The organism is Succiniclasticum sp. (assembly GCF_056977735.1).
In genome coordinates, this window is sequence record NZ_DBMCWA010000011.1 from 39987 (window position 1) to 66386 (window position 26400).

The following is a 26400-nucleotide window of genomic DNA, read 5'->3' on the forward strand; positions in this document are numbered from 1 at the left end:
GGGAAGACAGCAATGCGTAAAGAACTTGATTATTTCTGGGTAGGTGAAGAATACGGGGGCAGGCAGAGCCTGTTGCCGGACGTCATCATGCGGTTTGCAGGATGCGCCGCCCTTACCGCCTGCGACAGCCTGATTTACATGACATTATACAAAAACAAAAAGGCCCTTTGCCCTTTTTCCACATACCAGCTGCGGGGCAGGGATTATGTGAAATTTTTTAAGACGGTGAAACCCTATCTCCGTCCCCGTCTCATGGGGATCAACCGGCTGGACATTTTTGTGAACGGTTTTAAGAAATTTCTGCAGGAACATGGGCCTACCCTGTTGGACGTACTGCCCTGGTCCGGGGATCACAGCGAGAAGAATACGGAAGAGGAGATCAAACGTCAGATAGACCGTGGGTTCCTGATTCCGTATCTGCTGCTTCATCACCGGAACCCGGCCTTTGAAAATTATGAGTGGCACTGGTTCCTGCTGACCGGGTACGACGAAATGACGGACGGACGCTTTCTGGTAAAAGCAGTGACATACGGTTCCTATGAGTGGCTGGATTTTGCCAAGCTCTGGAATACGGGTTACGACCGTAAAGGCGGTCTGATATTACTGCGGGAGAAAGGTTTGTAAAAATACCCTTATATGGTATAATTTAACCGGGGATATTCAGTATAAAAAGAGCAATATGATAAAAACTAAACCGTTGTGTAAGACGGAATGCATTGGGTAAGACCATACTGATCCGGATGGAATGGAGGCGCAGCTATGAAAAAAATCGCATTGTTGTGTACGGCTATGATTCTCGCATTGGGCGTTTCTGTGTGCAGCGCGCAGCATAACAGTATGGCTGCAGAGCCTGCCGGAATCCGCTGTAAGGATGGCGTGTGTGAATTTGTTCCTGCTACTGCCGGAGTGGAAAGGACTTCGTTTGCAGTCATCAATCCCTATAACAACGCTGTGCCGGATATCGAAGGGCAATGGGAAAGGGATGTCAGGCAGCTGGGGCCTCACGACATATTTATTGCCGGGCAGTCGGATCCGCAGACAGGCGTAGTGTTTACTGCTAATCATCCCATAAAGAATTTCAAGGTACTGTCACTGCACTTCAAGGATTTCAGCAATGGCAAACCGGTCTTTCTGGTAAAGGAACTGTACACGAAAGAGGTGTTCCACCCGGACCGTCAGCTGCTGGTTAAATTCTCTTTCTTTGGATCTATCCCCAATAACGGAATCTCCTACACGGATCCCACAGGCAAAACCAGATATTATGCCGTGGATATGAGCGGGATGGACGGCTCGCTGTTATTTACTGAATTCTGATATAAAAAACGCTGATTAAATACATTTGTATGACGACCGGAAGACTCTGATGCAGTCAGTCACAAAAAGCGCCGGCCGGCGTGCAGACGAATAAATCCATGTTTCCCTGACATACTGTAACGAAATGTAACCGCTGCCAATCAACAGACTGGAGCGGTTACGTTTTTTATATTTAATGCTGTATGCAGACTTTGGCCGGTTACCGTCCATATGCCACAGTTTTGTCAAACATCTGACGCAGAAAAAACGTGATTGCCTGCCATACTTTATAACGAAAGCATAAAGCGTTTCAATGTGAAAAGATGAGTCACACAGTATAGAATTATATAGCAGGAGGTACGCTATGAAAATTAAAAAATGGCTGCTGGGAACCGTCCTTTCTCTCTGCCTGCTGATGAATACGCTGGCGATGCCTGCCGCATCTGCCGGAGCCCTGGAGGATTTTGCAGGAAAAAATTTCCCCACTATCATGGCCCTGCAGGAAAAAATGGAAAACCGGAATGCGCTTCAGGAAAGCCTGGAGTATTTTGCGCGCTGGCATGACCTGGTGGACCAGGGCATAGCTAAGCTCGGCGAGTGGGGCGACATGCTGAAAGAAAAAGGCATGACTCTCGCGCTGGATCACTTTTCCGATAAGATTAATGAGTATGTGAACGAAAAGGCGCCTTTTAAAATCGAAAACGGACACGAAACGAAGATCGTGCCCGTTGTGACTGTTGGCAGCAAAGGATATATTGGAGCCGCCCAGATCTGCGGTCCGAAAGAACAACTGGATAAATGCAAGGCAGCCCTGACGGTGGAAGGACAGCTGGCATCCGGTGCAGTGCGGGTGCAGTATCTGGTACCGATCGACACAGACAGCCCTGCCAGTCTGGAAAATGTGCACAGGGTGCAGGGCGTTGGCGTCAGCGCCCGCTTGGATCTGGGGTTCCCCGGGTGAGTGGACTGCGTGTCTCCCTAAAAGCTGTGATTAAAACCTAACGAAAAGCCGAAAGCGTGATGCCCCGGATTTTTCGTCCTCATGCCGTTGGAGCTGTGGCTGAACATATAGCCGAGGCTGATAGAATTGTCTTTTGTGTATTTCCACGTAAGCCGGGGCCCGATACGCCACATAAAGCCCCAGGGGCGGCCCTGGGCCGGAAAGGATTTGTTATAAATCAGGAAAGAACCGGAAAATTCCAGATCGCCGTACAGCTTGCCGCTGATGGGGCGTTCCCAGCGTATCATGCCGGCAGGACCCAGTCCCACGGCATTGCTGTTCCGTCGGATATCATCTTCTGTCGTGTAGCCGTGGGCGCGGGTCACAGTAAGGCCCCGGTGAAAGGTAAGGCCCGCGTGTTCATGGGCTTTCTGGAAAATATGAAGATTATAGTTGTCGATGAACCGCCTGGCATAGATGCGGTGCATCAGGTAGTCCGCCTGGACTTCCGTATTCGCTGCCTTTGCATGACAGACAGACTGAAAGACGGTGATCATCAGGAACGCGAACAGGATCGTTGCGATACAGACTGGTTTGCTGGACAGTTTTTTCATAAGAGCCTCCGGATCAATTAAGCAGTACCTCATTAAATGTAATGCAGCATGATTTGTGCGCGGAATACGGTGCACGGGTTAAGGGAACCGTTTAATCAGCGTCTCCTTAAACCTCTTTCAATATTTTAACAGAATTCAGTTTGCTGTGTAAATGTTTTTTGTTTTAAGGAAACACATCCTTAAAAACTATTGCAAAATCGGACTGTTTTTTTTACAATTACAGTAACCGATATTATTTTAGCGAGGCATTTCAATTGGAAAACCAGTTTGCCCGGACGGAGCTGTTATTAGGAAAAGATAATATGGAAAAGCTGGCTGCCGCCCGTGTCTGTATCTTCGGAATCGGCGGGGTAGGCGGTTACGTGGCAGAAGCCCTGGCCCGCAGCGGCGTCGGGCATCTGGAACTGGTGGACAATGATACCGTCTGCCTGTCCAACCTGAACCGGCAGATCATTGCCACGCACCGGACGCTGGGGCAGTACAAAGCGGATGTGATGAAGGAACGGATCCTGTCCATCAACCCGGCGGCGGAAGTGACAGTACACAAATGTTTCTATCTGCCAGAAACCCGGGCACAGTTTGACTTTGCTAACTACGATTATGTGGTAGATGCCATCGACACGGTAACCGGTAAAATATCCCTGGTACTGCAGGCGGAAGAAAGCGGGACACCCATTATCAGCAGTATGGGGGCGGGGAATAAACTGGATCCCGCTGCGTTCCAGGTAGCGGATATCTACCAGACCAGTGTCTGTCCCCTGGCGAAAGTGATGCGCAAGGAGCTGAAAAAGCGGGGCGTGAAAAAGCTGAAGGTCGTGTACTCCAAAGAGCTGCCGGTGACAGTGCAGTGCAGCATTCCCGGCAGTGTGGCGTTCGTACCTTCTGTCGTGGGGCTGATCATTGCGGGGGAAGTGGTAAAAGATATTCTCGGCATCTATGATTCCATAAATTGATCCATTATATCGTAAATTAATCCACTATATATAGTGGATTATCTTTTTTTTCAGGCATATCTGTGCTATAATAAACTATAAAGTAACATTTGGAAGGCGTGTTGTTCTGCCGTTTGTCAGAACTGCAGACGACCTGCTTTCATGCAGCTTTATGACAAGGAACTGCCGAAGAATAAACTGACGGTTCTGAAGGAAGGAGACGTTTTATGAAAAAGATACTGGTTATGCTGGCAATGCTGCTGTGCGTTGCTGCATCCTGCTTTGCCGCGGAAGAACGTACGACGAAAGACATTTTTGCGGACACGACGATCGCCGATGTAGTGATCACCGGGGACCAGCTGCGCGTGCGGACTCATCCCGACCTGGATGGTTATATCATTAAAAAACTGAACAAAGGCACTGTGTGCAAATTTATGAATAAAGTAGAAGATAAGAACGGAACGGATTCCTGGATATACATCATCATGGAAGACGGTACCGTGGGCTGGGTGTTCGGTGCCTATGCCCGCATTGAAGGTACGGTAGAGTAATTTTTCCGGTTTACGGAAACAGGGATTCCTGTGACAGCGGACCTGCCGTACCGGTAACCGCCTTCACCGGCAGGCCGGATCGCGCACTGAACTGACAGGAATTATTGAAGCAATGCAACGACTTGAAAATTTCTGAAAGAGGGGAAAGAGTATGAAACTTTTAAAAAAGATGATTGTGGCCGGTGCCTTAGGTGTTTTAGCAGTAGCCGTGGCCGGCTGCGGCGGTGGGGATAAAAAGGCTGACAATGCGAAACCGGATGCGAACAAGCCGGTCATCGTAGGCGTGAATCCGGGGCCCCATGCGGTCATCATGGAAAATGTAAAGAAGATTGCGGAAAAGAAAGGCCTGAAGATCGAGATCAAAGAGTTCAGCGATTTTGTTACACCGAATTCCGCGCTGGCTGCAGGGGAAATCTGGGCCAACAGCTACCAGCATGAGCCTTTCCTGAAGGCAACCATGAAGAAAGAACCGAAATTCAAACTGGCGAAGGCGTTTAATACCGCTTTGTTCCCTATCAATATTTACTCGAAAAAACTGAAACCCGGCGACAAGATTCCCGACGGGGCCAAGATCGGCATTCCCAACGACCCCACCAACGGCGGGCGGAGCCTGTTGCTGCTGGCGGCCAATAACCTGATCAAAGTGAAAGACCCGAAGGATATCACCACTACAGTACAGGACATTACCGATAATCCGCATAAGTTTGAGATTGTGGAACTGGAAGCGGCGGCGATTCCCCGCAGCCTGGACGACCTGACCTGTGCGGCCATCAACACCACCTATGCGTTGAATGCCGGCCTGAATCCGGCAACGGATCCGATCGTTAAAGAGACTGCTGATTCACTGTATGTGAACATCGTGGCGGTACAGGAGAAAGATCTGAAAGACCCGCGGCTGAAGGTGTTCCAGGAAGCATACCAGTCCAAGGAAAACGGCGATTTCATCAAGACAAAATTCCCGGGCTCCGTATATCTGGGATGGAAGGAATAAGCGGACGCTGTGTTGTGTTCTTGCGAGTGAGTGCATTACCGGCAACGGATGCACGGCAATGAGCTGAAAGGATAAATCAATAATGGATATCAGGAAACGGATGGATGTGTTCTGGCCTTACCTGCACGCAATTCCCGAGCCTGCGTTCTGCGAAAATAAAACCTCCGCCTTTGTTGCGGAGGTTTTGCGTAAAGCGGGGTATGAAGTACAGGAAAAGGTGGGCGGAACGACGGCAGTCGTTGCTGTGCTGGAGAGTGGGAAACCGGGTCCGGTGGCTGCCCTGCGCAGCGACATGGACTGCCTGCTCTTCAAACAGGAGGATGGAACGGAGAAAGCGGTGCACGCCTGCGGCCATGACGGTCACATGACCACGGTCCTCACCGTGGCGGAATGGCTGGCAGAAGAGGGGCTCCCCTGCGGGAAAATCAAAATATTGTTTCAGCCTGCCGAGGAGATCGGCAAAGGAGCGCTGGCGATGATCGATGCCGGCGTGGCAGACGATGTGGATTACCTGTTCGGCCTGCATGTAATGCCCCGGGATATGGCCCGTAGCGGGGAAATCATCCCCCAGATCCGCTGGACGGCCTGCACACTGATTGAGGCGGAAGTACGGGGCAAAGCGGCTCACGGATCCCAGCCTCACCTCGGTATCAACGCCATCGATGCCGGTGCGGCCATTGTCAACGCGGTGAACGCGCTGCATTCCGATCCGCTGCTGGGCGGCAGCGTGAAGACGACGCGATTCCAGGGAGGAAGCGGTTCGCTGAATGCCATTTGCGACAAAGTAAATCTGGGCTTTGACCTTCGCAGCACATCTAATGAGGAAATGCTGGGGCTGCGCCGGAAGGTTCGTGACATTATTGCCAACACAGCAATGGTGTACGGGGCGGAAGCGGAAAGCCATATTGTGGGCACCTGCCCGGCGGCAGATGTGGACGCGTCATTGCTGCCACTGACTCAGGAGATCATTGTTTCCGAGTTGGGGCAGAAGGCATTGCTGCCGGTAAAAGCAATCACGGTAGGAGAAGATTTCAATTTCTTCAAACAGGAACGGCCGCATCTGAAAACTGTGGACATGGGCGTAGGCTGCGACCTGACCCCCTGCCTGCACGACCCTGCCATGACATACGACCGGTACGCACTGGAAGGCGCGGTGAAGGTATTGCATGAGCTGGTGCTTCGTGTATTAAAAGAAAAACCGTAAGCGCGTAAAAATATGTTATAATAAATTTGATGCAATTCACTCTCACAATAAAATTACAGGAGGCTTTGCCATGGAATTTAAAATGTTGCGTTTTGTTGTGGAAGATGCGGTAGCGACCATTACACTGGATTATGCGCCGACCCTGAACGCGCTGGATATGAATCTGGCGCTGGAGCTGGAAGCTGCGCTGAAACAGGCAGAAGAAGACGCCGCTGTCAAGGTTGTGGTGCTCACCGGCGCAGGCCGGGCGTTCTGCGGCGGCGGGGATATCCGTTTCATGAAAGCCCATTGTGAAGAACCGGATTTTGCGGACACTTCCATGGGACCGCTGGCAGGCAAGCTGTCGGAAATCGTATTGTACATAAAGAAAATGACGAAGCTGGTCATCTGTGCCGTAGCCGGCGCGGCGGCAGGAGGCGGCTGCAATCTGGCCCTGGGCTGCGACTTTGTGTTTGCTGCGGACAATGCAAAATTCCTGCAGGCTTTCGTGGGCATTGCCCTGATCCCGGATACCAGCGGCGGTTACATGCTGCCCCGGGCTATCGGTACCCATCGCGCCATGGATATGTTTGTGACCGGCCGGCCTGTATCTGCACAGGAATGCTTTGAACTGGGCCTGGTGAAGGAAGTTACCACTGCGGAAGAACTGATGCCGAAGGCAATGGCTTTTGCGAAAAAGCTGGCTGCCGGGCCTACGCTGGCTTATGCCAACATGAAAAAGATGATGTTCGTCAGCATGTACCAGGGCTTTGAAGAGTTCATCAAAGCGGAAGTGGCGCTGCAGAATGAATGCGCTAACAGCGATGACTTCAAAGAAGGCATCACCGCATTCCTGGAGAAGCGGAAAGCGAAGTTTACAGGGAAATAAATTAAATTTGGAAAAGATTCAGGCGTGCAAGGTTTCGCAAAACCGTACGTGTTTGGCTCAATCCTTGCACGCGTTCTTTTTTCCAACATAGCAATAAAAAAATGAACATTTCTTATTATTTACAAAAAGAAAAACTGAATAGGGAAGATATCGTTTTCCTTCTTGGCCGCACTGCACGGGATGAATTGGAGCAACTGTACCGGGCAGCGTACGAAACCAAAAAGGAATGGGTCGGCAATGTAGATTATTACCGGGGGCTTCTGGAATTTTCCAACCGCTGTATCAAGAACTGCTGCTATTGCGGTATCCGCCGGGACAATAAAGAGGTGGAACGCTTTGACACGCCCCGGGAGGACATTCTGGCTATGGTCCGCTGGTGCTATGAGCAGCAGTACGGTTCCATTACGCTGCAATCCGGGGAACGGCAGGACGAGGCCTTCATTGACTATGTAGAGGAACTGCTGCGTGATATAAAAAAGATTGGCGATGGGGCTCTGGGTATCACCCTTTGCGTGGGGGAACAGACAAAGGAGACGTATCAGCGCTGGTTCAACGCGGGGGCACATCGCTACCTGCTGCGTATTGAAAGCAGCAATCCGAAGCTGTACGCTACACTGCATCCCCGGGACGGGCACCACAGGTGGGAAGTGCGTAAGACCTGTCTGGACGCGCTGGCGGAGATCGGTTATCAGGTGGGAACCGGAGTGATGATCGGCCTGCCCGGACAGACGCTGGACGACCTGGCCAATGACATTCTGTTTTACAAAGAGCAGAATATTGCCATGATCGGCATGGGACCCTATGTGGTGCATCACAACACGCCGCTGGGGAAAATGGTGTGTGAAGCGGGGCTGGATACACCGGAAGCAAGAGCGGAACGCCTTCGCCTTAGCATCAACATGGTAGCGGTAACACGCCTCTTTTTAAAAGATGTAAACATTGCGGCTACAACAGCGATGCAGACGCTGCATCCCTTGGGAAGGGAAAAGGCATTGCAGGCCGGGGCCAATATCCTGATGCCGCTGGTGACGCTGCCCCAATACCGGAGCCAGTATCAGCTGTACGACAATAAACCCTGCCTGGAAGACGGGCAGGAACAGTGCCGCAACTGTCTGAGCGCGCGGGTCGCTTCCGTAGGCGACACCGTAGGCTGGGGCCAGTGGGGCGACTCACCGCACTTTTTTAACAATCTGAAATAAACAAAGATTCATTTATCATCTTTTTCTCAGATTTTATGTACTGAGAAATCAAAAAGACACAAGCAAAACATCGGGGACGGTTACGTAATTCCATGAGATGAAATTCGTCGTCGTGGCGAGACTGTTTGAGAGGCGAAGCCTCGAGTTTCGAAGCCACAGACGAATGAATCCATGGAATAGTAACCGTCCCCGGTTTTGCGGTATCTTTTTGATTTCAAATTACTTATTGGGAGGAAACGTTTATCAGTGCCCGAAAATCGCGATGTACCCGTTCACGAAGATGTACAGTACGATCAGCGGGAGGATGTAGGTCAGGTAGAAGCGCAGCCACTTGGGGAAGGCGACGCCTTTGCCCGTGTCTGCCTCTTTGATAAAGTTATCCCAGCCCCACCCGTAACGGCTGGTGCAGAAGGCCAGGTAGATCAGGCTGCCTAAGGGAAGCAGGTTGTTGCTGACCACGAAATCTTCCAGGTCCAGCACACCGGTGCCTTTGCCCAGCGGCTGGAAGCTGCTCCAGATGTTGAAACCGAAGATACAGGGAAGCGACAATACGATGATGGCCACGGTGCCCATCTTAATGACGCTCTTGCGTTCCCAGCCTGTCAGATCGCAGATGCAGGCAATCAGGTTTTCAAATACCGCAATAACGGTGGACATGGCGGCGAAGGTCATGAACAGGAAGAACAGGGTGCCCCAGAACTGGCCGCCTGCCATGTGGTTGAATACGTTGGGCAGGGTGATGAACAGCAGGTTGGGGCCGGCGCCCGGGTCTACGTTAAAGGCCGAGCAGGCCGGGAAGATAATGAGGCCGCTCATGATGGCCACAAAAGTATCCAGCAGGATGACGTAGATGGCTTCGCCGGTGAGACGTTTTTCCTTGCCGATGTAGCTGCCGAAAATGGCCAGAGCCCCGATTCCAAGGCTTAACGTGAAGAACGCCTGGCCCATGGCGGCAAAGATGACTTCGTTGGCACTGTATTTGGTAAGGCGGCTGAAGTCAGGCTGCAGGAAATAGGAAAGGCCGCTTTCCCCGCCTGGCAGCATCACGGAATGGATTGCCAGGGCAATCATGAGAAACAGCAGGCAGGTCATCATGAACTTGGTGATCCGTTCCACACCGGCCTCAACACCCAGATAGCAGACGCCGAAGCCCAGGATGACGGTGAGGGCCATGTAACCGGTCATGGTGGCGGGATTGGAAACCAGCCCGCCCAGTACGCCGCCGATATCTTTGGCGGCCATGCCCACGAAGGCGCCTGTCACCATTTTATACAGATAATAGAACATCCAGCCGGTGATAGTGGTGTAATACATCATCAGCATGGCGTTGCCTAAAATACAGCCGTACTTATACAGATGCCATTTCGTGCCTTTCGGTTCCAGTATGTCGAAAGACAGGGAGGCGCTGCGCTGGCTGGCGCGGCCTACGGCGAACTCGGCCACCATGATGGGCAGGCCCAGAATCGCCAGGAAAAACAGGTATATGAGTACGAAGGAAGCGCCTCCGTATTTGCCGGTGATAAAAGGAAACCGCCAGACATTACCTAAACCGATGGCGCAGCCTGCCGATACAAGAATGAAGCCCAGACGGGTTGAAAATGTTCCTCTTTCCATAATGATGTCTCCTCTTAAGAAATATTTCACTGTTTTCTGTCTTTTTTCATTAATTTTATTATCTTATTATAGCAAGTCGTGACAAGAAAAGTAAATACTATCTTCAAAACAGTATAAAAATTTCCTGCTTTGCGTTTTCCGTCAGGCTCCGGGCCGACAGTAACAGAAAACGGATATGCCCCTGCAACGCAAGGTATTTATTGACTAATGTACGCTGTTGTGGTTTAATAAAATGTAGAAATTTGTAGATGATTTCTATAAATTTTTAACGAAGTTACGCTAATAAACAGTGCATTTTCAAACTGGTTATCTGAAATCTAAGGAGGAATTGAAATGAGTTTTTGCAGTGAATTTAAAGAGTTTGCGGTACGCGGTAATGTGGTAGACATGGCAGTTGGCGTTGTAATCGGCGGCGCTTTTGGCAAAATCGTTACATCCTTCGTGAATGATATCGTTATGCCCCCGTTAGGCAAACTGGTCGGCGATGTGGATTTTTCCAACCTGTTCATCAACCTGACCGATAAAAATTACGCAACGCTGGCAGAAGCAAAGAAAGCCGGCGCCGCGGTCATTGCTTACGGCTCTTTCATTAACACGGTCATTGATTTCCTGCTGGTTGCCTTTGCTGTATTTGTGGTGATCAAACAGATCAACCGTATGCGCAAACCGGCGGAAGAACCGGCTCCGGCCCGTACCTGCCCGTACTGCAAGAGCGAGATCGCGGACGATGCGACCCGCTGCCCGCATTGCACCAGCCAGTTAGACTGATGAGGATCGATGTACAGTGGCTTTGATACAGGAGTACAGAAAAAATAGAATTTGGATTCATACGGTGCTGGCCCTGCTTGCAGCAGGGCTGGTTTTTTGTGGTTCTGCCGCGGCTGCCCTTGTACCGGCAAACAGTCCCCGGGTCAAGACCATGGGGCGCTGGATCCCCGACGATAACGGCAACCTGTATGCAGGCCGGGGCGCCGTCATTGCTTCTGTGGAATTTGAGGGGACGGGCGTGCAGGCGCAGATGTTCAGCGATTCACAGGGCGATGTATGGTGGCTGAAAAAACTGGATGACGGGCCGATGACCCGTTTTAAACCGCAAATGGGCCTGAATATTTTATATCAGGGCCTGCCGTATGGAAAACATACGCTGACCATGATCCGGGAGACGGAAGGCATGCGGGGCGTTACCATTTTGTGCGGTTTTAACTTTGCGGGGGAAAAGGAACCGGAGGCAGAAGGAACAGCACAGTCTGCCCGCAAAAAGGAACCAGCGGCAAACGAAACGGAAACCGCTGCAGATAGAAACGAAAAAGCAACCGGCAAGAAGGGCAAGGCAAAAAACGAAACGGGAACCGCTGCAGATAAAAACGTAAAGGCCGCAGGCAAAACGGATACGAAGCATGGCGATACGCCGCTGGTGGAGGTCCCCCGGCGCAGAAGTATTGAGATCATCGGGGACTCTGTGGCAGCGGGAGCCTTTATTTATCCGGACGGTGATTACTTCGAACGGGAAAGCGGGTATCTGGCATTCGGTCCCCGGCTGGCCCGGATGCTGGACGCGGACTGGAGCTGCGTGGCTTCTTCCGGGGAAGGCGCGGTACGGAATAATGAAGAAAAATATCCGTATACTGCAAAACACGCGGAAGCCCAGATCGAGCAGGCCTTTTACACACAGATGGAACCCCGTTGGGACAACCGGATGGATGCCCCTGATCTCGTCATTCTGGCCTACGGGGAAAATGATTTTAATGATATAGTGAACAGCCCGTCGGATGTTTATTTTAAAAAACAGTACAAAAACCTGCTTCTGAAGTTGCGGAAATTCCGCCCCGATTCTGTTATCTTCTGCACAACACCGGCCAACATCGTTACCAGCCGGCGCGCGACCCCCGGCATGAGCGGCGCGGTAGAAGAGCTGCGGGCGGAAGGCGACACAAAGATCTATTTTATCGATCTGAATGAGCAGGGACAGCTGCTGGACCGGTCGGACTTTCTGGACGGGGTGCATCCCCTGGCAAGCGGGCATGAAAAGATCGCCCGCTATCTGCTGGAGCAGGTCCGTACTATATTGGGATGGAACTGAAGACAATAAGGTGCAGGAAGGCGCAGGCCGGCGTGCTGCCCGGTTCATTTATGAACGGTTCCTTAGCGTGCAAAGGATTATCCGGTATTTCCCGGACTTGACAAAAGGGAAAAAGACTTTTAAGATGGTTTTGTCGGATGCGTATCATTTACATCACAGACGATAGCATTTTTTGTTGAAGGAGTGGAAAGTATGAAGAAATTTATTTATGGTATTCTGACAGTGGCAATGGCATCCATGCTGATGCTGGGCTGTGGCGGCGACGGCGGCAAAAAGGCAGCTGTGGACGCGCCCAAGGATGCAGGTAAAAAGGTAGTGCTGAAGGTTGGCGCCACCCCGGTGCCCCATGCGGAACTGCTGAACTTTGTTAAACCGCAGCTGGCGAAAGAAGGCGTGGACTTACAGGTCATCGAGTTTACGGATTATGTAAAACCGAACCTGTCCCTTTCCGATAAAGAACTGGACGCCAACTTCTTCCAGCATGTTCCTTTCCTGGAAAAGACCTGCCAGGAACGCAATCTGAAACTGACCGTACTGGATAAGATCCATATCGAACCCATGGGCTGCTACTCCAAAAAGTATAAAGATCTCAAATCCCTGCCTGACGGCGCCAAGGTCGCCATCCCCAACGACCCCACCAACGGCGGGCGCAGCCTGATGCTGCTGGAAGCAGCGGGCCTGCTGAAACTGAAAGACGGCAAAGGCATCACCGCAACGCCTAACGATCTGGCAGCCAATCCCAAGAACCTGAAGATCATCGAAGTGGAAAGCGCTACGCTGCCCCGGGCCATGGATGACACCGATCTGGCAGTCATCAATTCCAACTTTGCCATGGAAGCCAAGCTGAACCCGGTGAAGGATTCCCTGTTCATTGAAAAAGATTCCCCGTACGCCAACGTGATCGCGGTACGTACCGGTGACGAGAAGCGCCCGGAACTGGTTAAACTGGCGAAAGCGCTGAAGACCCCGGAAGTGAAGAAGTTCATTGAAGACAAATACAAAGGCGCGGTAGTTCCTGCATTCTGATACGGATTTGCGGGACCGTTAAATCCTGAAAACAGCTTACATAGCAGGGCGGTTTCGAATGTATGATTCGTAACTGTCCTGTTTTGTTTTTTACAATATGTTCACTTTTCTTTTTTACTGACTTGTGATACAATAAACACGAACAGTTGTTTTAGAAATTACCGGACATACGAGGTAGCAGGTATGGAACAGGCAGGCATTTTTGACGATTTGGTGAGCCAGCCGCTGGCAGCCCGTCTGCGGCCGGAAACAATAGAAGAATACGTGGGACAGGAACATCTGCTGGGCAGGGGCCGGGTACTGCGCCGTATGATCGAGCAGGACCGGATCTCCTCCATGATCTTTTGGGGACCTCCTGGCGTGGGGAAGACCACACTGGCCCAGATCATCGCCCGGATGACGCAGTCGGTATTTATTAATTTTTCTGCTGTGACAAGCGGGATCAAAGAGATCCGCACCGTCATGGAAAAAGCGGAAAAGAACCGCCAGATCGGGCAGCGGACCATTGTGTTCGTAGACGAAATACACCGGTTCAACAAAGCCCAGCAGGATGCCTTTCTGCCCTTTGTTGAAAAAGGCAGCATCATCCTCATCGGCGCCACCACGGAAAACCCGTCCTTTGAGGTCAACGGGGCTCTGCTGTCCCGCTGCCGTGTATTTGTGCTGCAGCCCCTGTCTGCGGAAGACCTGATGAAAATGCTGCGGCATGCCCTGCAGAGCCCCAAAGGCTTTGGTGGGCAGTCGATTGAAATTTCCGATGACCTGCTGGGACTCATCGCCAATTTTGCCAACGGGGATGCCCGTTCGGCTCTTTCCACCCTGGAAATGGTGGTGCTGAACGGGGATGTAAAAGGCGGGACGATGGTTGTAACCAAAGAGATTCTGGAGCAGTGCATCTCCAAAAAATCACTGCTATACGATAAAAACGGGGAAGAACACTACAATCTGATCTCCGCGCTGCACAAGAGCATGCGCAACTCCGACCCGGACGCCGCCGTGTACTGGCTGGCCCGGATGCTGGAGGCGGGGGAAGATCCCCTGTATGTGGCCCGCCGGGTGACCCGGTTTGCCAGCGAGGATGTGGGCATGGCGGATCCGAAGGCGTTGGAAATTGCGGTGGCGGCCTATCAGGCCTGTCATTTCATCGGCATGCCGGAATGCACGGTGCACCTGACGGAAGCCGTCGTATACATGGCTCTGGCGCCCAAGTCCAATGCCATGGAAGTGGCCTACAACACAGCCCGGGTGGATGCCCTGAACATGATTGCGGAACCGGTGCCCCTGGTGATACGCAACGCACCGACAAAGCTGATGAAAGAACTGAATTACGGAAAAGGCTATCAGTACGCCCACGATACGGAAGAAAAACTGACGAACATGCAGTGCCTGCCGGATTCGCTGCTGGGGAAAACCTATTACCGTCCTACGGAAGAAGGGTTTGAAGCCCGTTACAAAGAACGGCTGCGGCAGATCAAAGAATGGAAACGGCAGCACGGGGCAAAGATCTGAGCAGAAGGGATCGTTTATTATTATGAAATTTCCGGGGAAACGCTTTTTAAAACAGTACAAAATCAGTATTTCGGCCGCTGCTGCAGTCATCATCGTCAGTATCCTTGTTGTGCTGGGTCTGATGCAGTTTGCCAAACGTGGCGCAGCCTTCATCTTTAACCGGGAAATGGAAAAACAGACCATGCTGCGCGGAACCATAACGGTTGAATCACTCATGGCCCATATGAACGGGGATGTAGATTTTGAGAATTTAGTATGGAAAGAACCTGACGGGGATACGGTCCTTCAGATTCCCGAAGGCAGTTTCAGCGTGCGACTCTGGGACGTTATCACCCGTAATTTTAAAGCAACTTCCATTGCGCATCTGACGCTGAAAAACGCCGTAATCTCCTTACGCTTTAACGAGAATATGCAGGTGGATTTTCTGGATCAGAAGCCGGGAGATTTAAGTCTTCCGAAGCCGGAAACGGAGCAGAAGACGAAGTCGGAAACGGAGCAGAAAACAGGGCAGGAGACGGAACAGGATCCGGGACCGGAATGGATTGAGGACCACGACTACGAATACGATGAAGACGGTGTCAATTTCGATCTGGGCGACCGGAGACTGCTGACAGTAATCGTGTTAGAGGATTGCCGGCTGGAAGCCCGTTACCGGAAACGTCACTATGTTTTGAATAATGTTAACATGAAACTGGGATTAAATACGACCGGGATGTCCCATATTGACCTGTCAACCGGCAAATTCGGCGGAACCATGCAGGGAGGGGGCATGACCACCTACGGCACCATTAATTTTAAACAGGCTACTCCTGAGCTGGATATCGACGTTTCTATACGGGATGTGGATCCGTCTTCTCTGGGCTTTGGCATGAACGTACACGACCTGATGACGGTCGTGTCCCGGATCGAAGGTCCCGTTACCGGACCGAAAGGGCTGGGTACCGTAAAGATGAAAGAACTGAACATCCCGGCCCTGCGCTTTACGGATGTAATCGGCGATGTGAATTACTCCGACGGGCTGTTCCGCTTCACGGATGTACATGCGAAGGTTTTTGGAGGAAATCTGTCAGCCCGAGGCGATTATGATATCGACAGCCGCAAGTATAACATTTACGGGAAAGGAACGAAACTGGACAGCCGGCAGGCGTTGCGTGATATGAGTTTCTCCTGTCCGGTGGACCTGAACATCATGCTGCGATGCAACGGGAATCCCCGTGACATTCTGGCATACGGGGATTTTAAATCCGGGAAGGGACATTACAGCCTGATACCGTTTAACAGCCTGGAGGGCCGTTTTACCAACCGGTTTAAGGAACTGTTCATTTATAACGCAGTGATTGACATGCCGTTCGGGAGAGTCAGCACCGACGCCTTCAGTATCATAAAAGGAAAACTGCATCTGGGAAAAATTATTCTGACCGATCCGGATTCCGGTGAAGTGACCACGTTACGGGAAGCCAAGCAGGACGCCCAGACCAGACAAGATACCCAGGGCAAACAAGATAACCTAGCCAGACAAGATACCCGGGACGGGCAGGATACCCAATCAAAACAGGATAACCGGGCCAGACAGGAAAAGCGGGAGAAACAGGAAAAGGGAGACAGATCCTGAATTTAGGACAGGTGGACCATGCTGCATTTATTATGTGTGCCTGCAGGCAGTACCGCTTCGGATCTCTTTTATCAAAAAGCGCTGCAGCAGGAATTTGAAAAAGCAATATTAGTGGCCTCTTCGGAAACGCTGGTACAGGAAGCCCGGATGCAGGGAATCCGGGCTCTGAACTTTGACACCCTGGCCAACGCTGTGCTGGAACAGCGCAGTGCAGGAGAGCCCGACAGATTTTCGTTCCGTAAGATCAGCCGGAAGACCCAGGAACTGATCCTGCAGGAGATTTTGGACCGGCTGCTGCTGGAAGGGAAGCTGCCTTACTTTGGCCGGCTGGCTGATAAAAAGGGCTTCATCCAGTCGGTGACAGCGCTGATGGACCAGATCGGAAGCTGCGGCGCTACACCGGAAGAAATTGAAACGGCCTTTGCCCATTGGGACGGACGCACCGCCCTGTACCGGCAGAAAGACAGGGAAGTTGCGGAAATTTACAGGGAATACCTGACGTATCTGATCAATAACGATGTGTCTGATGTGGCGGGACTGTACCGTATGGCCGCGGAAAAGCTGTCCGAGATTGTGAAAGAGGGCAGTACCGTAGCGTGGGATGCATTATATGTTACAGGGTTCTATCAGTTTGACGCGCTGCAGCTGGTGATCATCCGGCTGCTCAGCCAGCTCTGCGACGTATGGATCGCGCTGCCCTATGAACCCGGCCGGCCCGAACTGTACGGGGCGGCAGAGTACACCTACGGCGCGCTGATGCAGTATGCCGTACCGGAGCGTGTTTCGTTTGCTGTGGCGCCGGGAAGACCGGAATCCCTGCAGCATCTTGTGCGGAACCTGCGCAACCCGGACAAGAAGACTGTGCCTGCGGGTACGGGACTGGAAATCTGGCAGATGCCCGGCCGCACGGAAGAGATGCGGGCCGTGCTGCGCGCCATAAAACAGCAACTGCGGGACGAGACGGCAAGACCGGCAGACATCGCCGTGGTGGTGCGCCGTCTGGAAGACTACAGCGGCATACGGGAATTATGTGATGAATACGGGATCCCGGTACAGATGGAAGGCAGCGCGGCCCTGGCGGCCAATCCTGTCTTCCGTTATGTTACGGCGCTGCTGGCAACCGTACCGCTTCACGGAAGGGAAAAGGCTGAGAGCTGGAACGCCTTTCTCACGCAGCCCCTGCAGAAGATCGTTCTGGGGCTGCGGACCGAAACGGCGGCAGGATTATTCGAAAAAAAATATTATACAGATTACAGAAATTACCTGGCGGACGTGCTGCAGCAGACGCAATGTGACGCGTTACGGACACTGTGGCAGGAAACAGAAACGGTTCCGGCTGCAGCAACCGTGCAGGAATACTGCGAGATTACGGAACACCTTCTCTCCCTGACGGAACTGCCTGCCAGAGCGGGGCGGCTGTACCGGGAGGGAAAAACAGGGCTGGACGGTGTTAAAAATCTGGCCTGCGCCTGCAGGGAGATCGATTCCCTGTTGCGGAAACTGACGCAGGACTACCGGCTATCCCGGTACGCCAGCCGGAAAACGGGCTGCGCTCAGTTCGCAGAAGAACTGGCGGAAGCGGCGGGCAAGATATCTCTTTCGCTGCAGCCGGAAAACAGGGAAGGGATCGCAGTGCTGTCTGCAGTCGATCTGGAGAACGCCTCGTTTAAACAGGTGTATGTCATGGGCCTGCGGGAACAGGAATTCCCGTACTATAAAGACGAAAACTGGATATACAGTGACCGGGAGCGGGCAGACCTGGCGGCGCTGGGGATTCAGCTTCCTTCCTCGGCAGACGGCTACCGGGAGGATATCCATTTCTTTATGAACGCCTGCGCTTCGGCCACAGAACGCCTGGTACTGACCTTTTATACCGACGGGGAACATAACGCATCCCCTTACATCGGGGAGATCCGGTCCCTGTTTACGGACCTGCCGGTTCAGGTGAAGAAGGCGGAAAACGCTGTGGGAGACAGTCTCTCCCGTGAGGAACTGGAACTGGCGCTGGCCCGGGCCGGGCAGCAGAACACGCTGGAGCAGATGGAGCCGGGGCTTGCCGGTCCGGCCGGCAGTGACCGGAAACGGAAGCAGGATAAACCGGACTGGAACGGGAACCTGGCAGATACCGATCTGCTGCAGCAGGTCAGCCGTCAGATCGGGAACCGGTTCAGCGCGTCCAAACTGCAGGCTTACCGTAACTGTCCCTTTAAATTTCTGGTCACTTATGTCTGGCAACAGAAGGAAGCAGAGGAAGCGGGGGAAGATATAGATCCCGGAAGACGCGGCAGCCTGCTGCATAAGGTGCTGGAACTGTTTATCGGAAAGCATCTGGAAGAGAAACTGCAGGAATCTCACTATGATGAACTGCAGCAGGAACTGGACGAAATCTTTGACAGGACCTGTCAGCAATTTGCGGAACAAGGGAAGATCTACCCCGGGGAATTCTGGCAGCATGATAAGGAACTGCTTCGGCTTTTGCTGCATCGCTGGCTGCGTACCGAGATCTCTTACAGCGAACAGGGCCAATGGCGGCCCGTTTGCACGGAACGGGAATTCGGTCACGGCGAAAAAGACGAAATGCCATTTCCGGTTGGCGGCCGCACCGTTTACCTGAACGGGAAAATCGACCGGATCGACCGGGCCGGGGACGCATATTTTATTACGGACTATAAAAGCGGCAAACCCCCTGAGAACAAAGCGTTTATGGATACGGACCTGCAGCTGCCCCTGTATCTGCTGGCGGCAGAACGGCTCCTGGAAACGCAAAACCAGAAGGACAAAACCGGCATCACAAAAGCCAGGACAGCCGGCGGCGGGTATTATTCCCTGAAGACTGGGGAACGCCAGAAGAGCTTTGTCTTTCCGGCTGTTAAGAGTGAACCCGTTCCCTGGGAAACATTTACGAAAACAGAAGGAACCGATGAAACCGTACCCGCTGTTACGGACAGTACGGACCTGCAGGCTGCGATGCGGCAAGTGCTGGGCGGTCTGCTGGAACGTATGGAGCAGGGCGATTTCCGGCCGACGCCGTCGCCGCGTTGCGCAAACAACTGCCCCGGGGCGGAGGTGTGTCGTTTCCGTCTTCTGGCAGGGAACCTGGACGAGGAGGAGTCCAATGGCTGAATTTACGTTGACACCGTCCCAGGACCGGGCGGTTCACTGTATCGATAAAAATGTAGCCGTTTCGGCAGGGGCCGGCAGCGGCAAGACGCGGGTGCTGGTGCAGCGTATCCTGTATATCCTGGGTCGGGGAATCCAACGGCCCGCAGACCGGGTACTGCCCCGGGAGATCCTGGCGGTGACCTTTACCCGTAAGGCGGCGTCTGAAATGCGGGACCGGATCCGGCAGGAGATGGAAACGCTGGCAGAAGGGGAACACCGGGCCTACTGGCAGCAGCAGATGAAGGATCTGACGCATGCCCAGATCGGTACGATACACAGCTTTTGCAGCAGCCTGCTGCGGGCAAACCCGGTGGAAAGTGATCTGGATCCGGCCTTTGCGGTGATGGAGGAGCGTGATCACACCGAATTTCTGGTGACGGAAGTGCGGAACCGGCTTCGCCGACTGCTAAAGGAAAAGGACCCGGCCGCGGTACAGCTCTGCGACGAATACGGAAGCAGCAGCCTGCAGCAGCAGACCATTGCCCTTCTGGAGAAAGGGATATCCTTTTCCGAAGGGGACCTGACGGCTGCTTATGAGGAAGAACTGAACGCATTACAGCAGGACGTGGCCTGGCTTCGAACCCTGCTGACCCCTGACTTCCCGGCGGCCTGCTCATCGGGCAACAGGCAGGTCCTGGAGAACTGTATCGCAGATATACAAAACGCTTTGACAGACATCCCCAAACCGGAAAATCAGGAATATCTCCTGGGTATTGCCAAAGGGCTGAAGCGAAACGGAAAAAACAAGGAGGACATCGGTGCAGTCAAAAACGCCCTGGAACGGATTGTTTCCTATCCGCTCTGCATCAGGGCACGACTGCTGGCGTCCGCCTGGGAAACCTATCTGCTGCAGATGCGTGAATTCCTTGCTGCAAAACTGCAGGCGGCGGGCTTTCTTTCCTTTGACGATCTGGAAGAGAAGGCCCTGGCCCTGCTGGAGCAGCACCCGGAGGTGCTGGAAAAATGCAGAAAGCAGTTCCGGTACATCCTGGTGGATGAGTTCCAGGACACCAATGAACGGCAGCGCCAGCTGGTGTATCTGCTGTGCGGCGGAAACAGGGATCAGCTGCAGGACAGGCGTCTGTTCGTGGTAGGGGATGCCAAACAGTCCATCTACCGGTTCCGCGGCGCCGACGTAAGCGTCTTTGCCAGAGTGCGCAACGAGATCGTGGCGACCGGCGGCGAACTGATCCGGCTGGATGACAATTTCCGCACCGTGGAGCCGGTGCTGCAGCTTTGCAACGACCTGTTCCCCGGCATCATGGGAAACGATACGGCAAAAGATGTGTATTACGAAGCCCTGCAGCCCCATCGGGAAAGCAACAGCATACCGGAATTTTTTGTGCAGCACTATGAGGATGGGGTTCCTCTGGAGGAAGCCCGGCAGCAGGAGGTCCGGTGGCTGGCAGACCGCCTGTCTGCACTGCACCGGGAAGGGACGGCCTGGGAAGATATGGCTGTCCTGCTGCAGAAAATGACCCATATCTCGATGATCACCGAAGCGCTGCAGCAACGTTCGGTTCCTTACACGGTGACCGACGGACGGGGCTTCTTTGAACGGACGGAGATCCGTGACCTGATGAACCTGTTTGCCTTTGCCGTGGATCCTCATGACGATCTGAATCTGTCAGCAGTGCTCCGTTCCGTGTACATGGGGATCGATGACGCGGCACTGACGCGCATGCACATCGCATTAGGGGAATATAACGCAAAAAAAGACAATAAGGTCTCCTTGTGGGAGTTCCTTCGGAGCGTCTGTCAGCCCGGGGAGCGGGACGGAGAACAGCCTAAGCCAGAGGCTGACGATCAGCCCGGGGAGCGGGAAGGTGACCAGCCTGAAAAACAGGCTGGCTATCAGCCTGAGACAACCGAAGCGAAGGCGCTGGCCCGGGCGGTATCGCTGCTGGACAGTCTGCCGGTAGCAGCCGCTGTCCTGAACCTGCCGGATTTCTGCCGGAAGATCGCCGGGCTGCTGCATCCGGAAACGGTGCTGGCCCTGCAGGATAACGGGGAAGAACAGCTGGCGAACCTGCGCAAGTTATTCCAGATGGCCCGTGATTTTACGGTGCAGAAGAAAGGCTCCGTACCGGACTTTACCCTGCGGCTCCGGCAGCTGGCTGAAGAAAAAGACCGGGAATCAGCCGCCACTGCAGCGACGGAAGGCGCGGTACAGCTGATGACGGTACACAAGGCCAAGGGACTGGAATTCCCGGTGGTGGCCGTGCCGTTCCTGGATACAACCACCCCGAACGATACATCCCAGGCTGTGTGGCACCCGTCCCTGGGGCTGGGAATCAGTGTGCGCAATGACGGGGGAGACCTGGTGGCCGCTCCGCTGTTACGTACGATCAAAGACACAAATAAAGAGAAAAACAGGGAAGAAAAAGCCCGCCTGCTTTATGTGGCCATGACCCGGGCCAGGGACCGGCTCATCCTGACCGGATGCCTTAAAGCAACAGCGAATAAATCAAAGGCAATCCACTGGCTGAACTGGCTTGACCAGAAACTGCCGGAGGAGTACGCCGGGCTGGTACGCCATGTCAGCGAAAAAGACACACCGGCGGCAGGGGAACCGGTGCCGGCTTCTGCACAGGCTGCGCCCGTTTCGGAAACGAATTTGGCCGGACTGCTGGCGCAGGCCGCACCCGTTTCGGTAACGGATCTGGCCGGACCGCTGGCGCAGGCCGCACCCATTTCGAAAACGGATCTGGCCGAACTGCTGGCGCAGGTTGCACCGCTGGACTCCGCCGGCGGAAAGACGATGACGGAGTTTTCGGCTACCTCCCTGAAAGAATACGCACTCTGCCCCCGCCGCTATTATTACGGGGTCATTGAAAACATACCGTCAATGGAGGGACTGCTGCCGGAGGCACCGCTGCATGAGGAACTTGTGGCGGCAGAACAGAGGACGCCGCAAACCGGAACGCAGGCGTATGTGATGGCAGAACCGTCCAGGGAAGGATCAACGGCAGAACTGCTGCCCGTCGCACAGCAGGCAGAACCGTCCCGGGAAGCGGGGACTTCCTTACCGGCGGACGTGCTGGGAACCCTGGTGCACCGTGTACTGGAGAAGTATGCCAAATGGCGGATGGGACACCAGTACCGGGAAGACGGACAGGTATGGCAGGAACTGTACGCCCGCGAACTGCAGGAAGTGGCCGGGGGCCGGTCCGACCTGGCCGCAGAGGCGGAAGCCATGCTGCAGGCATACCTGCAATCCGGCCTGTACCAGTCCTTCGCTTCGCGGCAGACATTTGCGGAATATAAATTCCGGCTGCCCCTGCTTCAGGATGACTGCTTTACCTATACGGTCACCGGGGTCATCGATGCCATCGCGGAACGGGAAGACGGACAGCTGGAGATCATTGATTATAAATCCGGAAAGCCGCCCGGAACCATGCCCGGCGAAGCAGGTATGCCGTCCGGGTACGCCTGGCAACTGGCACTTTACAAAATGGCGCTGGAACACCTGCTGCGGTTGCGGGGGAAACCGTCTGTCCGGGTCAAAAAAGCATCCCTGCATTATCTGCGGGACCTGAGCGAACGGGTGCTGCCTGACAGGGATTACCGGCAGGAGATCACAGCAGTCTGCAGGGAGATCGCGGAAAAGAAAAGGGAAGAGGACTTTCCCTGTAAGCCGGAACACTGTGCCGGCTGCCCCTTCGCGTATATGTGCAAAATATAAAAAATGTGGTACAATACAATATAGAGACCCATACAGTTTTTGTTTTGAGATGAAACGGATCAGAAAGACAAAACAAATCAGGATAACAAGACTGATTTTGTAAGACATGCTGATAAAAGAAAAAGACAGGAGTGATCAAGATGGCTAACGTTTCCCAGGAAACCATGATGTTTAAAAGAAACCGTGAAAAAGAACCGGTAGACCAGACCATCCGCGAAGTCTGCGCGGCGCTGCAGGAAAAAGGATACAATCCGAAAGACCAGCTGGTCGGCTACCTGCTGTCCGGCGATCCGACCTATATCACAAGTTATAAGGATGCCCGCAACAAACTCCGTCAGTACGAAAGATACGAACTGGTGGAAGCACTGCTGGACAGTTATCTGGCATCCATACAGAAATAGGCCGGCGAAGCGATGAGAACAATGTCTCTGGATCTGGGAAGCCGGACCATCGGCGTAGCGGTCAGCGACCTGACGGGACTGATCGCCAACGGTGTGGAAACCATACGCAGGACATCCCCGGAGCGGGATTTTACCCGGCTTGGCGAACTGATCGCCCAATGGGAAGTGGGGGAGATCGTCCTGGGCTATCCAAAAAATATGAACGGAACCATCGGCGAACGCGCGAAGCTGTCGGAAGCCTTTGCGGAAGAACTGCGCAGCCGTTTCGCCGGTATTTCTGTTGTATTGTGGGACGAACGCCTTTCCACGGTGGCAGCGGAGCGGGTGCTGATCGATGCGGACCTGCAGCGGAAAAAACGGCGTAAGGTGATCGATATGATGGCTGCCGTGGTGATCCTGCAGAACTATCTGGACAGTAAAAACCTGAGAAGACCGGGCCTCTGATGAACGGCCGGTCGTTTTCTCAGCAGAACAGGTGAAGAAACGTGGAAAGAATTTCTTCCAAAAAGAGGATAATCATGGGAGGGGCGCTGGCAATATTAGTTGCCATTGCCCTTGTTATTAAATTAGGCGGCGGCGCGGCTGCACGCATGACGGAACAGATGCTGGCCCGGCAGAATATCGTGTCCGGGACGGTGACCTATGAAAAGATCAATGCCGGGTTTGCCGGGGATGTGGAAATACGGAACCTTGTGTGGAAAGCTCCCAACGGCGACGTAAAGATGGAGATGCCGCTGGCCACAGCCTCCGTTAATTTTTTTGATACCCTGCGGCAGGGCGCCGGCATTGGCGCCGTTACCAATATCGTATTTAACAAACCCAGGTTTTACGGGGTCTATGAAGAAGGCCAGGGCCTTGACCTTCTGAATCTGCTGAAGCTTGCAGGCCAGGCAAACCTGCCGGAGGCAGGGAAAAAGACGGAAGAGTCCGTCAAGCCTACCAGCTTCCGCGGCCTCATCGAGGTGAAGGAGGGTTCCCTGAACCTGGTATCCAACGGGAAAAAGGTCGCCCTGGACAAGATCAACTCCCAGATGGCCTTTAAACAGTACCCGCTGCTGCGGGCCAGCGCCACGGCCAGCAAAGGAAGCTGCGACCTGGTGCTGAACATGGACTATGAAAACGGCGCTGCCCGGGTCACCGGCGAAGCCAAAAACACGCCGGTGGCAGATGTACTGGCCATGTATCCGGACCTGAAGCACATCAAAGTGAGCGGCGGCGTGGTTCCTACCGTAAAAATAGCGGCGTCCAAAGATGCGGGCGGCTGGCACATCCGTCTGGACGGCAGGCCGAAGAACATGGCTGGCGAATTTTTCGGCATGGGCTTTACCGACGGGGAAGGAAGCTTTACCGCCGACCGTGACCTGGCGGAACTGCAGACGTTGAAAGCCAACGTAAACGGCATGCCGGTGACCCTGAAGGGAACCATCAAAAGCGGCCGGGGGACCCCGCTGCCGCCTGCCTTTGACCTGTCGTTCTCGTCCGATCATTTCAAAACCCAGAGTCTGAGCAAGGGACTGTATCTGGATGACGCCAGCGTGGCTTTTTCCGGGAAAGTGACCGGTACGGCTGTGGAACCGAAGATCGAAGGGAACTTTACCGGCAATTACGTATATGCGGCGCCGCTGCAGATGAACAACCTGCAGGGCAGCTTTGTATGGGAGAATGGCAGGCTGGTGCTGAAAAACGCCGGGGCAATGGGCGCCGGGGACCAGCTGTCTCTGGACGGGTATCTGGATCCTGCGGCAGGCACGTATGAGTTTACCCTTTCCGGCAACAACCTGGATGCTGCCCGGATGACAGACAACCGGGTCGCGGGGATGCTGCAGATGAACGTGCATGTGACAGGTACCAACCAGGCGGATTCCGCCACGGGTAACGGCGCTTTCGCCCTGCAGAAAGGGCGCTACTATTACACGGACGGCAACCTCCGGAGCGACGAGATCCGCTTCATGGAAGGGAACATCCTCATCCGGAACGGAACGTTTGGTACCGCCGGCGCGGAAATGAAACTGGGACGTACCAAGTACAGTATTTCCGTAGTGGCAGGCGATAAAGACGCAGCGGAGATCCGTCTCGGGAAGAAACTGTCGTCATCCATCTTTTAACAGTAAACAAAACATGAAACGGATTTAATCGGACACGAACGTATTCCACTCAGACAAAACGTATCTTAAACAGTACCCCTGATGTACTAAAACCAAAACCTGTAAGATAAGACAAGGAGAACGATCATGACGGAAAAAGACGTAGCAGAAGTAATGGAAGAAGAAACCATCGAGACCTATGAATTTACCGACGATGAGGGACAGGATCACTGCTTTGTGGTAGAAAGCAAATTCAAAGTCGGCGAAGATGACTATGTGGCCCTTTTGGAAGTGGACCCCGCGATTTTTGAAGAAGGGGAAGATGAATGCGGCTGCGGCCACGAACATGGCCAGGAACACGCACATGCCCACGAACATGGGGACGAATGCGGCTGCGGCCACGAACACGGCCAGGAACACGCACATGCCCACGAACACGGGGACGAATGCGGCTGCGGCCATGACCATGGGGACGAAGACGAGGAAGAGGAACCCAATATCATCCTGGCGAAAATCGTAACGGATGCGGACGGGGAAGTGGACATCCAGGTCCCCACCGATGAGGAATTTGAAAAGGCGCGGAAGGCCTACGAAGCCCTGGAGGCATAATAAACTTCGGGCGATATCACCCGGAG

The 26400-nt window shown here is 53.5% G+C and carries 22 protein-coding genes; 20 read left to right on the forward strand and 2 right to left on the reverse strand.

Annotation, left to right across the window (positions count from 1 at the left end):
- The first annotated feature begins 12 nt into the window (after positions 1–12).
- From ACZOWY_RS07395 to ACZOWY_RS07405, 3 genes are all read left to right on the forward strand, one after another.
- A complete protein-coding gene (locus ACZOWY_RS07395) occupies positions 13–624 on the forward strand; it encodes a hypothetical protein (protein ID WP_484394698.1) in 612 nt (203 codons plus the stop codon).
- Positions 625–759: 135 nt separating this feature from the next.
- Entirely contained in the window at positions 760–1314 is a 555-nt protein-coding gene (locus ACZOWY_RS07400; RefSeq protein ID WP_484394702.1) for a hypothetical protein, read from the forward strand.
- Between the two features lie 343 nt (positions 1315–1657).
- On the forward strand, positions 1658–2254 hold the full coding sequence (locus ACZOWY_RS07405) for a hypothetical protein (RefSeq protein WP_484394706.1): 597 nt from the start codon (positions 1658–1660) through the stop codon (positions 2252–2254).
- Between the two features lie 17 nt (positions 2255–2271).
- Here ACZOWY_RS07405 and ACZOWY_RS07410 read toward each other — a convergent pair whose 3' ends face one another.
- Positions 2272–2847: an acyloxyacyl hydrolase gene (locus ACZOWY_RS07410; protein ID WP_484394709.1), complete on the reverse strand. Its 576-nt coding sequence runs from the start codon at positions 2845–2847 to the stop codon at positions 2272–2274.
- Between the two features lie 254 nt (positions 2848–3101).
- Between ACZOWY_RS07410 and ACZOWY_RS07415 the strand changes: the two genes are divergently transcribed.
- The 6 genes from ACZOWY_RS07415 (at position 3102) to hydE (ending at position 8592) form a co-directional block, all read left to right on the forward strand.
- Positions 3102–3800 carry a tRNA threonylcarbamoyladenosine dehydratase gene (locus ACZOWY_RS07415; RefSeq protein WP_484394712.1) on the forward strand — a complete coding sequence of 233 codons (699 nt, stop codon included), beginning with the start codon at positions 3102–3104 and terminating at the stop codon, positions 3798–3800.
- A gap of 206 nt (positions 3801–4006) precedes the next feature.
- Positions 4007–4330, forward strand: coding sequence for an SH3 domain-containing protein (locus tag ACZOWY_RS07420; RefSeq protein WP_484394714.1), 324 nt, complete (start codon positions 4007–4009; stop codon positions 4328–4330).
- Between the two features lie 151 nt (positions 4331–4481).
- Positions 4482–5321, forward strand: a complete 840-nt coding sequence (locus ACZOWY_RS07425; RefSeq protein ID WP_484394717.1) for a MetQ/NlpA family ABC transporter substrate-binding protein — start codon at positions 4482–4484, stop codon at positions 5319–5321.
- Positions 5322–5403: 82 nt separating this feature from the next.
- Positions 5404–6525 carry an amidohydrolase gene (locus ACZOWY_RS07430; RefSeq protein ID WP_484394724.1) on the forward strand — a complete coding sequence of 374 codons (1122 nt, stop codon included), beginning with the start codon at positions 5404–5406 and terminating at the stop codon, positions 6523–6525.
- Between the two features lie 70 nt (positions 6526–6595).
- The gene (locus ACZOWY_RS07435) at positions 6596–7393 is read left to right on the forward strand and encodes an enoyl-CoA hydratase/isomerase family protein (RefSeq protein WP_484394730.1); all 798 of its coding nucleotides are present in this window, start codon (positions 6596–6598) and stop codon (positions 7391–7393) included.
- A 101-nt stretch (positions 7394–7494) separates the two neighbouring features.
- Positions 7495–8592 carry a [FeFe] hydrogenase H-cluster radical SAM maturase HydE gene (gene hydE / locus ACZOWY_RS07440; protein WP_484394733.1) on the forward strand — a complete coding sequence of 366 codons (1098 nt, stop codon included), beginning with the start codon at positions 7495–7497 and terminating at the stop codon, positions 8590–8592.
- Between the two features lie 243 nt (positions 8593–8835).
- On the opposite strand, the gene ACZOWY_RS07445 is transcribed toward hydE, so the two are convergent.
- Positions 8836–10206 carry a sodium-dependent transporter gene (locus ACZOWY_RS07445; RefSeq protein ID WP_484394736.1) on the reverse strand — a complete coding sequence of 457 codons (1371 nt, stop codon included), beginning with the start codon at positions 10204–10206 and terminating at the stop codon, positions 8836–8838.
- A gap of 333 nt (positions 10207–10539) precedes the next feature.
- Between ACZOWY_RS07445 and mscL the strand changes: the two genes are divergently transcribed.
- The 11 genes from mscL (at position 10540) to ACZOWY_RS07500 (ending at position 26374) form a co-directional block, all read left to right on the forward strand.
- Positions 10540–10974 (forward strand): large conductance mechanosensitive channel protein MscL, encoded by a 435-nt coding sequence (mscL, locus tag ACZOWY_RS07450; RefSeq protein ID WP_484394739.1) that lies wholly within the window; start codon positions 10540–10542, stop codon positions 10972–10974.
- 16 nt (positions 10975–10990) lie between these two features.
- On the forward strand, positions 10991–12286 hold the full coding sequence (locus tag ACZOWY_RS07455; protein ID WP_484394742.1) for a GDSL-type esterase/lipase family protein: 1296 nt from the start codon (positions 10991–10993) through the stop codon (positions 12284–12286).
- A gap of 192 nt (positions 12287–12478) precedes the next feature.
- Positions 12479–13312 carry a MetQ/NlpA family ABC transporter substrate-binding protein gene (locus ACZOWY_RS07460; protein ID WP_484394746.1) on the forward strand — a complete coding sequence of 278 codons (834 nt, stop codon included), beginning with the start codon at positions 12479–12481 and terminating at the stop codon, positions 13310–13312.
- 183 nt (positions 13313–13495) lie between these two features.
- On the forward strand, positions 13496–14821 hold the full coding sequence (locus ACZOWY_RS07465; protein ID WP_484394751.1) for a replication-associated recombination protein A: 1326 nt from the start codon (positions 13496–13498) through the stop codon (positions 14819–14821).
- A gap of 22 nt (positions 14822–14843) precedes the next feature.
- The gene (locus tag ACZOWY_RS07470) at positions 14844–16433 is read left to right on the forward strand and encodes an AsmA family protein (RefSeq protein WP_484394754.1); all 1590 of its coding nucleotides are present in this window, start codon (positions 14844–14846) and stop codon (positions 16431–16433) included.
- 18 nt (positions 16434–16451) lie between these two features.
- Positions 16452–19556 carry a PD-(D/E)XK nuclease family protein gene (locus ACZOWY_RS07475; protein ID WP_484394756.1) on the forward strand — a complete coding sequence of 1035 codons (3105 nt, stop codon included), beginning with the start codon at positions 16452–16454 and terminating at the stop codon, positions 19554–19556.
- Positions 19549–23280, forward strand: coding sequence for a UvrD-helicase domain-containing protein (locus ACZOWY_RS07480; RefSeq protein ID WP_484394759.1), 3732 nt, complete (start codon positions 19549–19551; stop codon positions 23278–23280). Before ACZOWY_RS07475 ends, ACZOWY_RS07480 begins: the two co-directional genes overlap by 8 nt.
- A gap of 140 nt (positions 23281–23420) precedes the next feature.
- The gene (locus ACZOWY_RS07485; RefSeq protein WP_484394762.1) at positions 23421–23681 is read left to right on the forward strand and encodes an IreB family regulatory phosphoprotein; all 261 of its coding nucleotides are present in this window, start codon (positions 23421–23423) and stop codon (positions 23679–23681) included.
- A gap of 12 nt (positions 23682–23693) precedes the next feature.
- Positions 23694–24125 (forward strand): Holliday junction resolvase RuvX, encoded by a 432-nt coding sequence (ruvX, locus tag ACZOWY_RS07490; protein ID WP_484394765.1) that lies wholly within the window; start codon positions 23694–23696, stop codon positions 24123–24125.
- Positions 24126–24166: 41 nt separating this feature from the next.
- Positions 24167–25786: an AsmA family protein gene (locus tag ACZOWY_RS07495; protein ID WP_484394769.1), complete on the forward strand. Its 1620-nt coding sequence runs from the start codon at positions 24167–24169 to the stop codon at positions 25784–25786.
- Between the two features lie 126 nt (positions 25787–25912).
- Positions 25913–26374: a hypothetical protein gene (locus ACZOWY_RS07500; RefSeq protein WP_484394771.1), complete on the forward strand. Its 462-nt coding sequence runs from the start codon at positions 25913–25915 to the stop codon at positions 26372–26374.
- Positions 26375–26400: the final 26 nt, after the last annotated feature.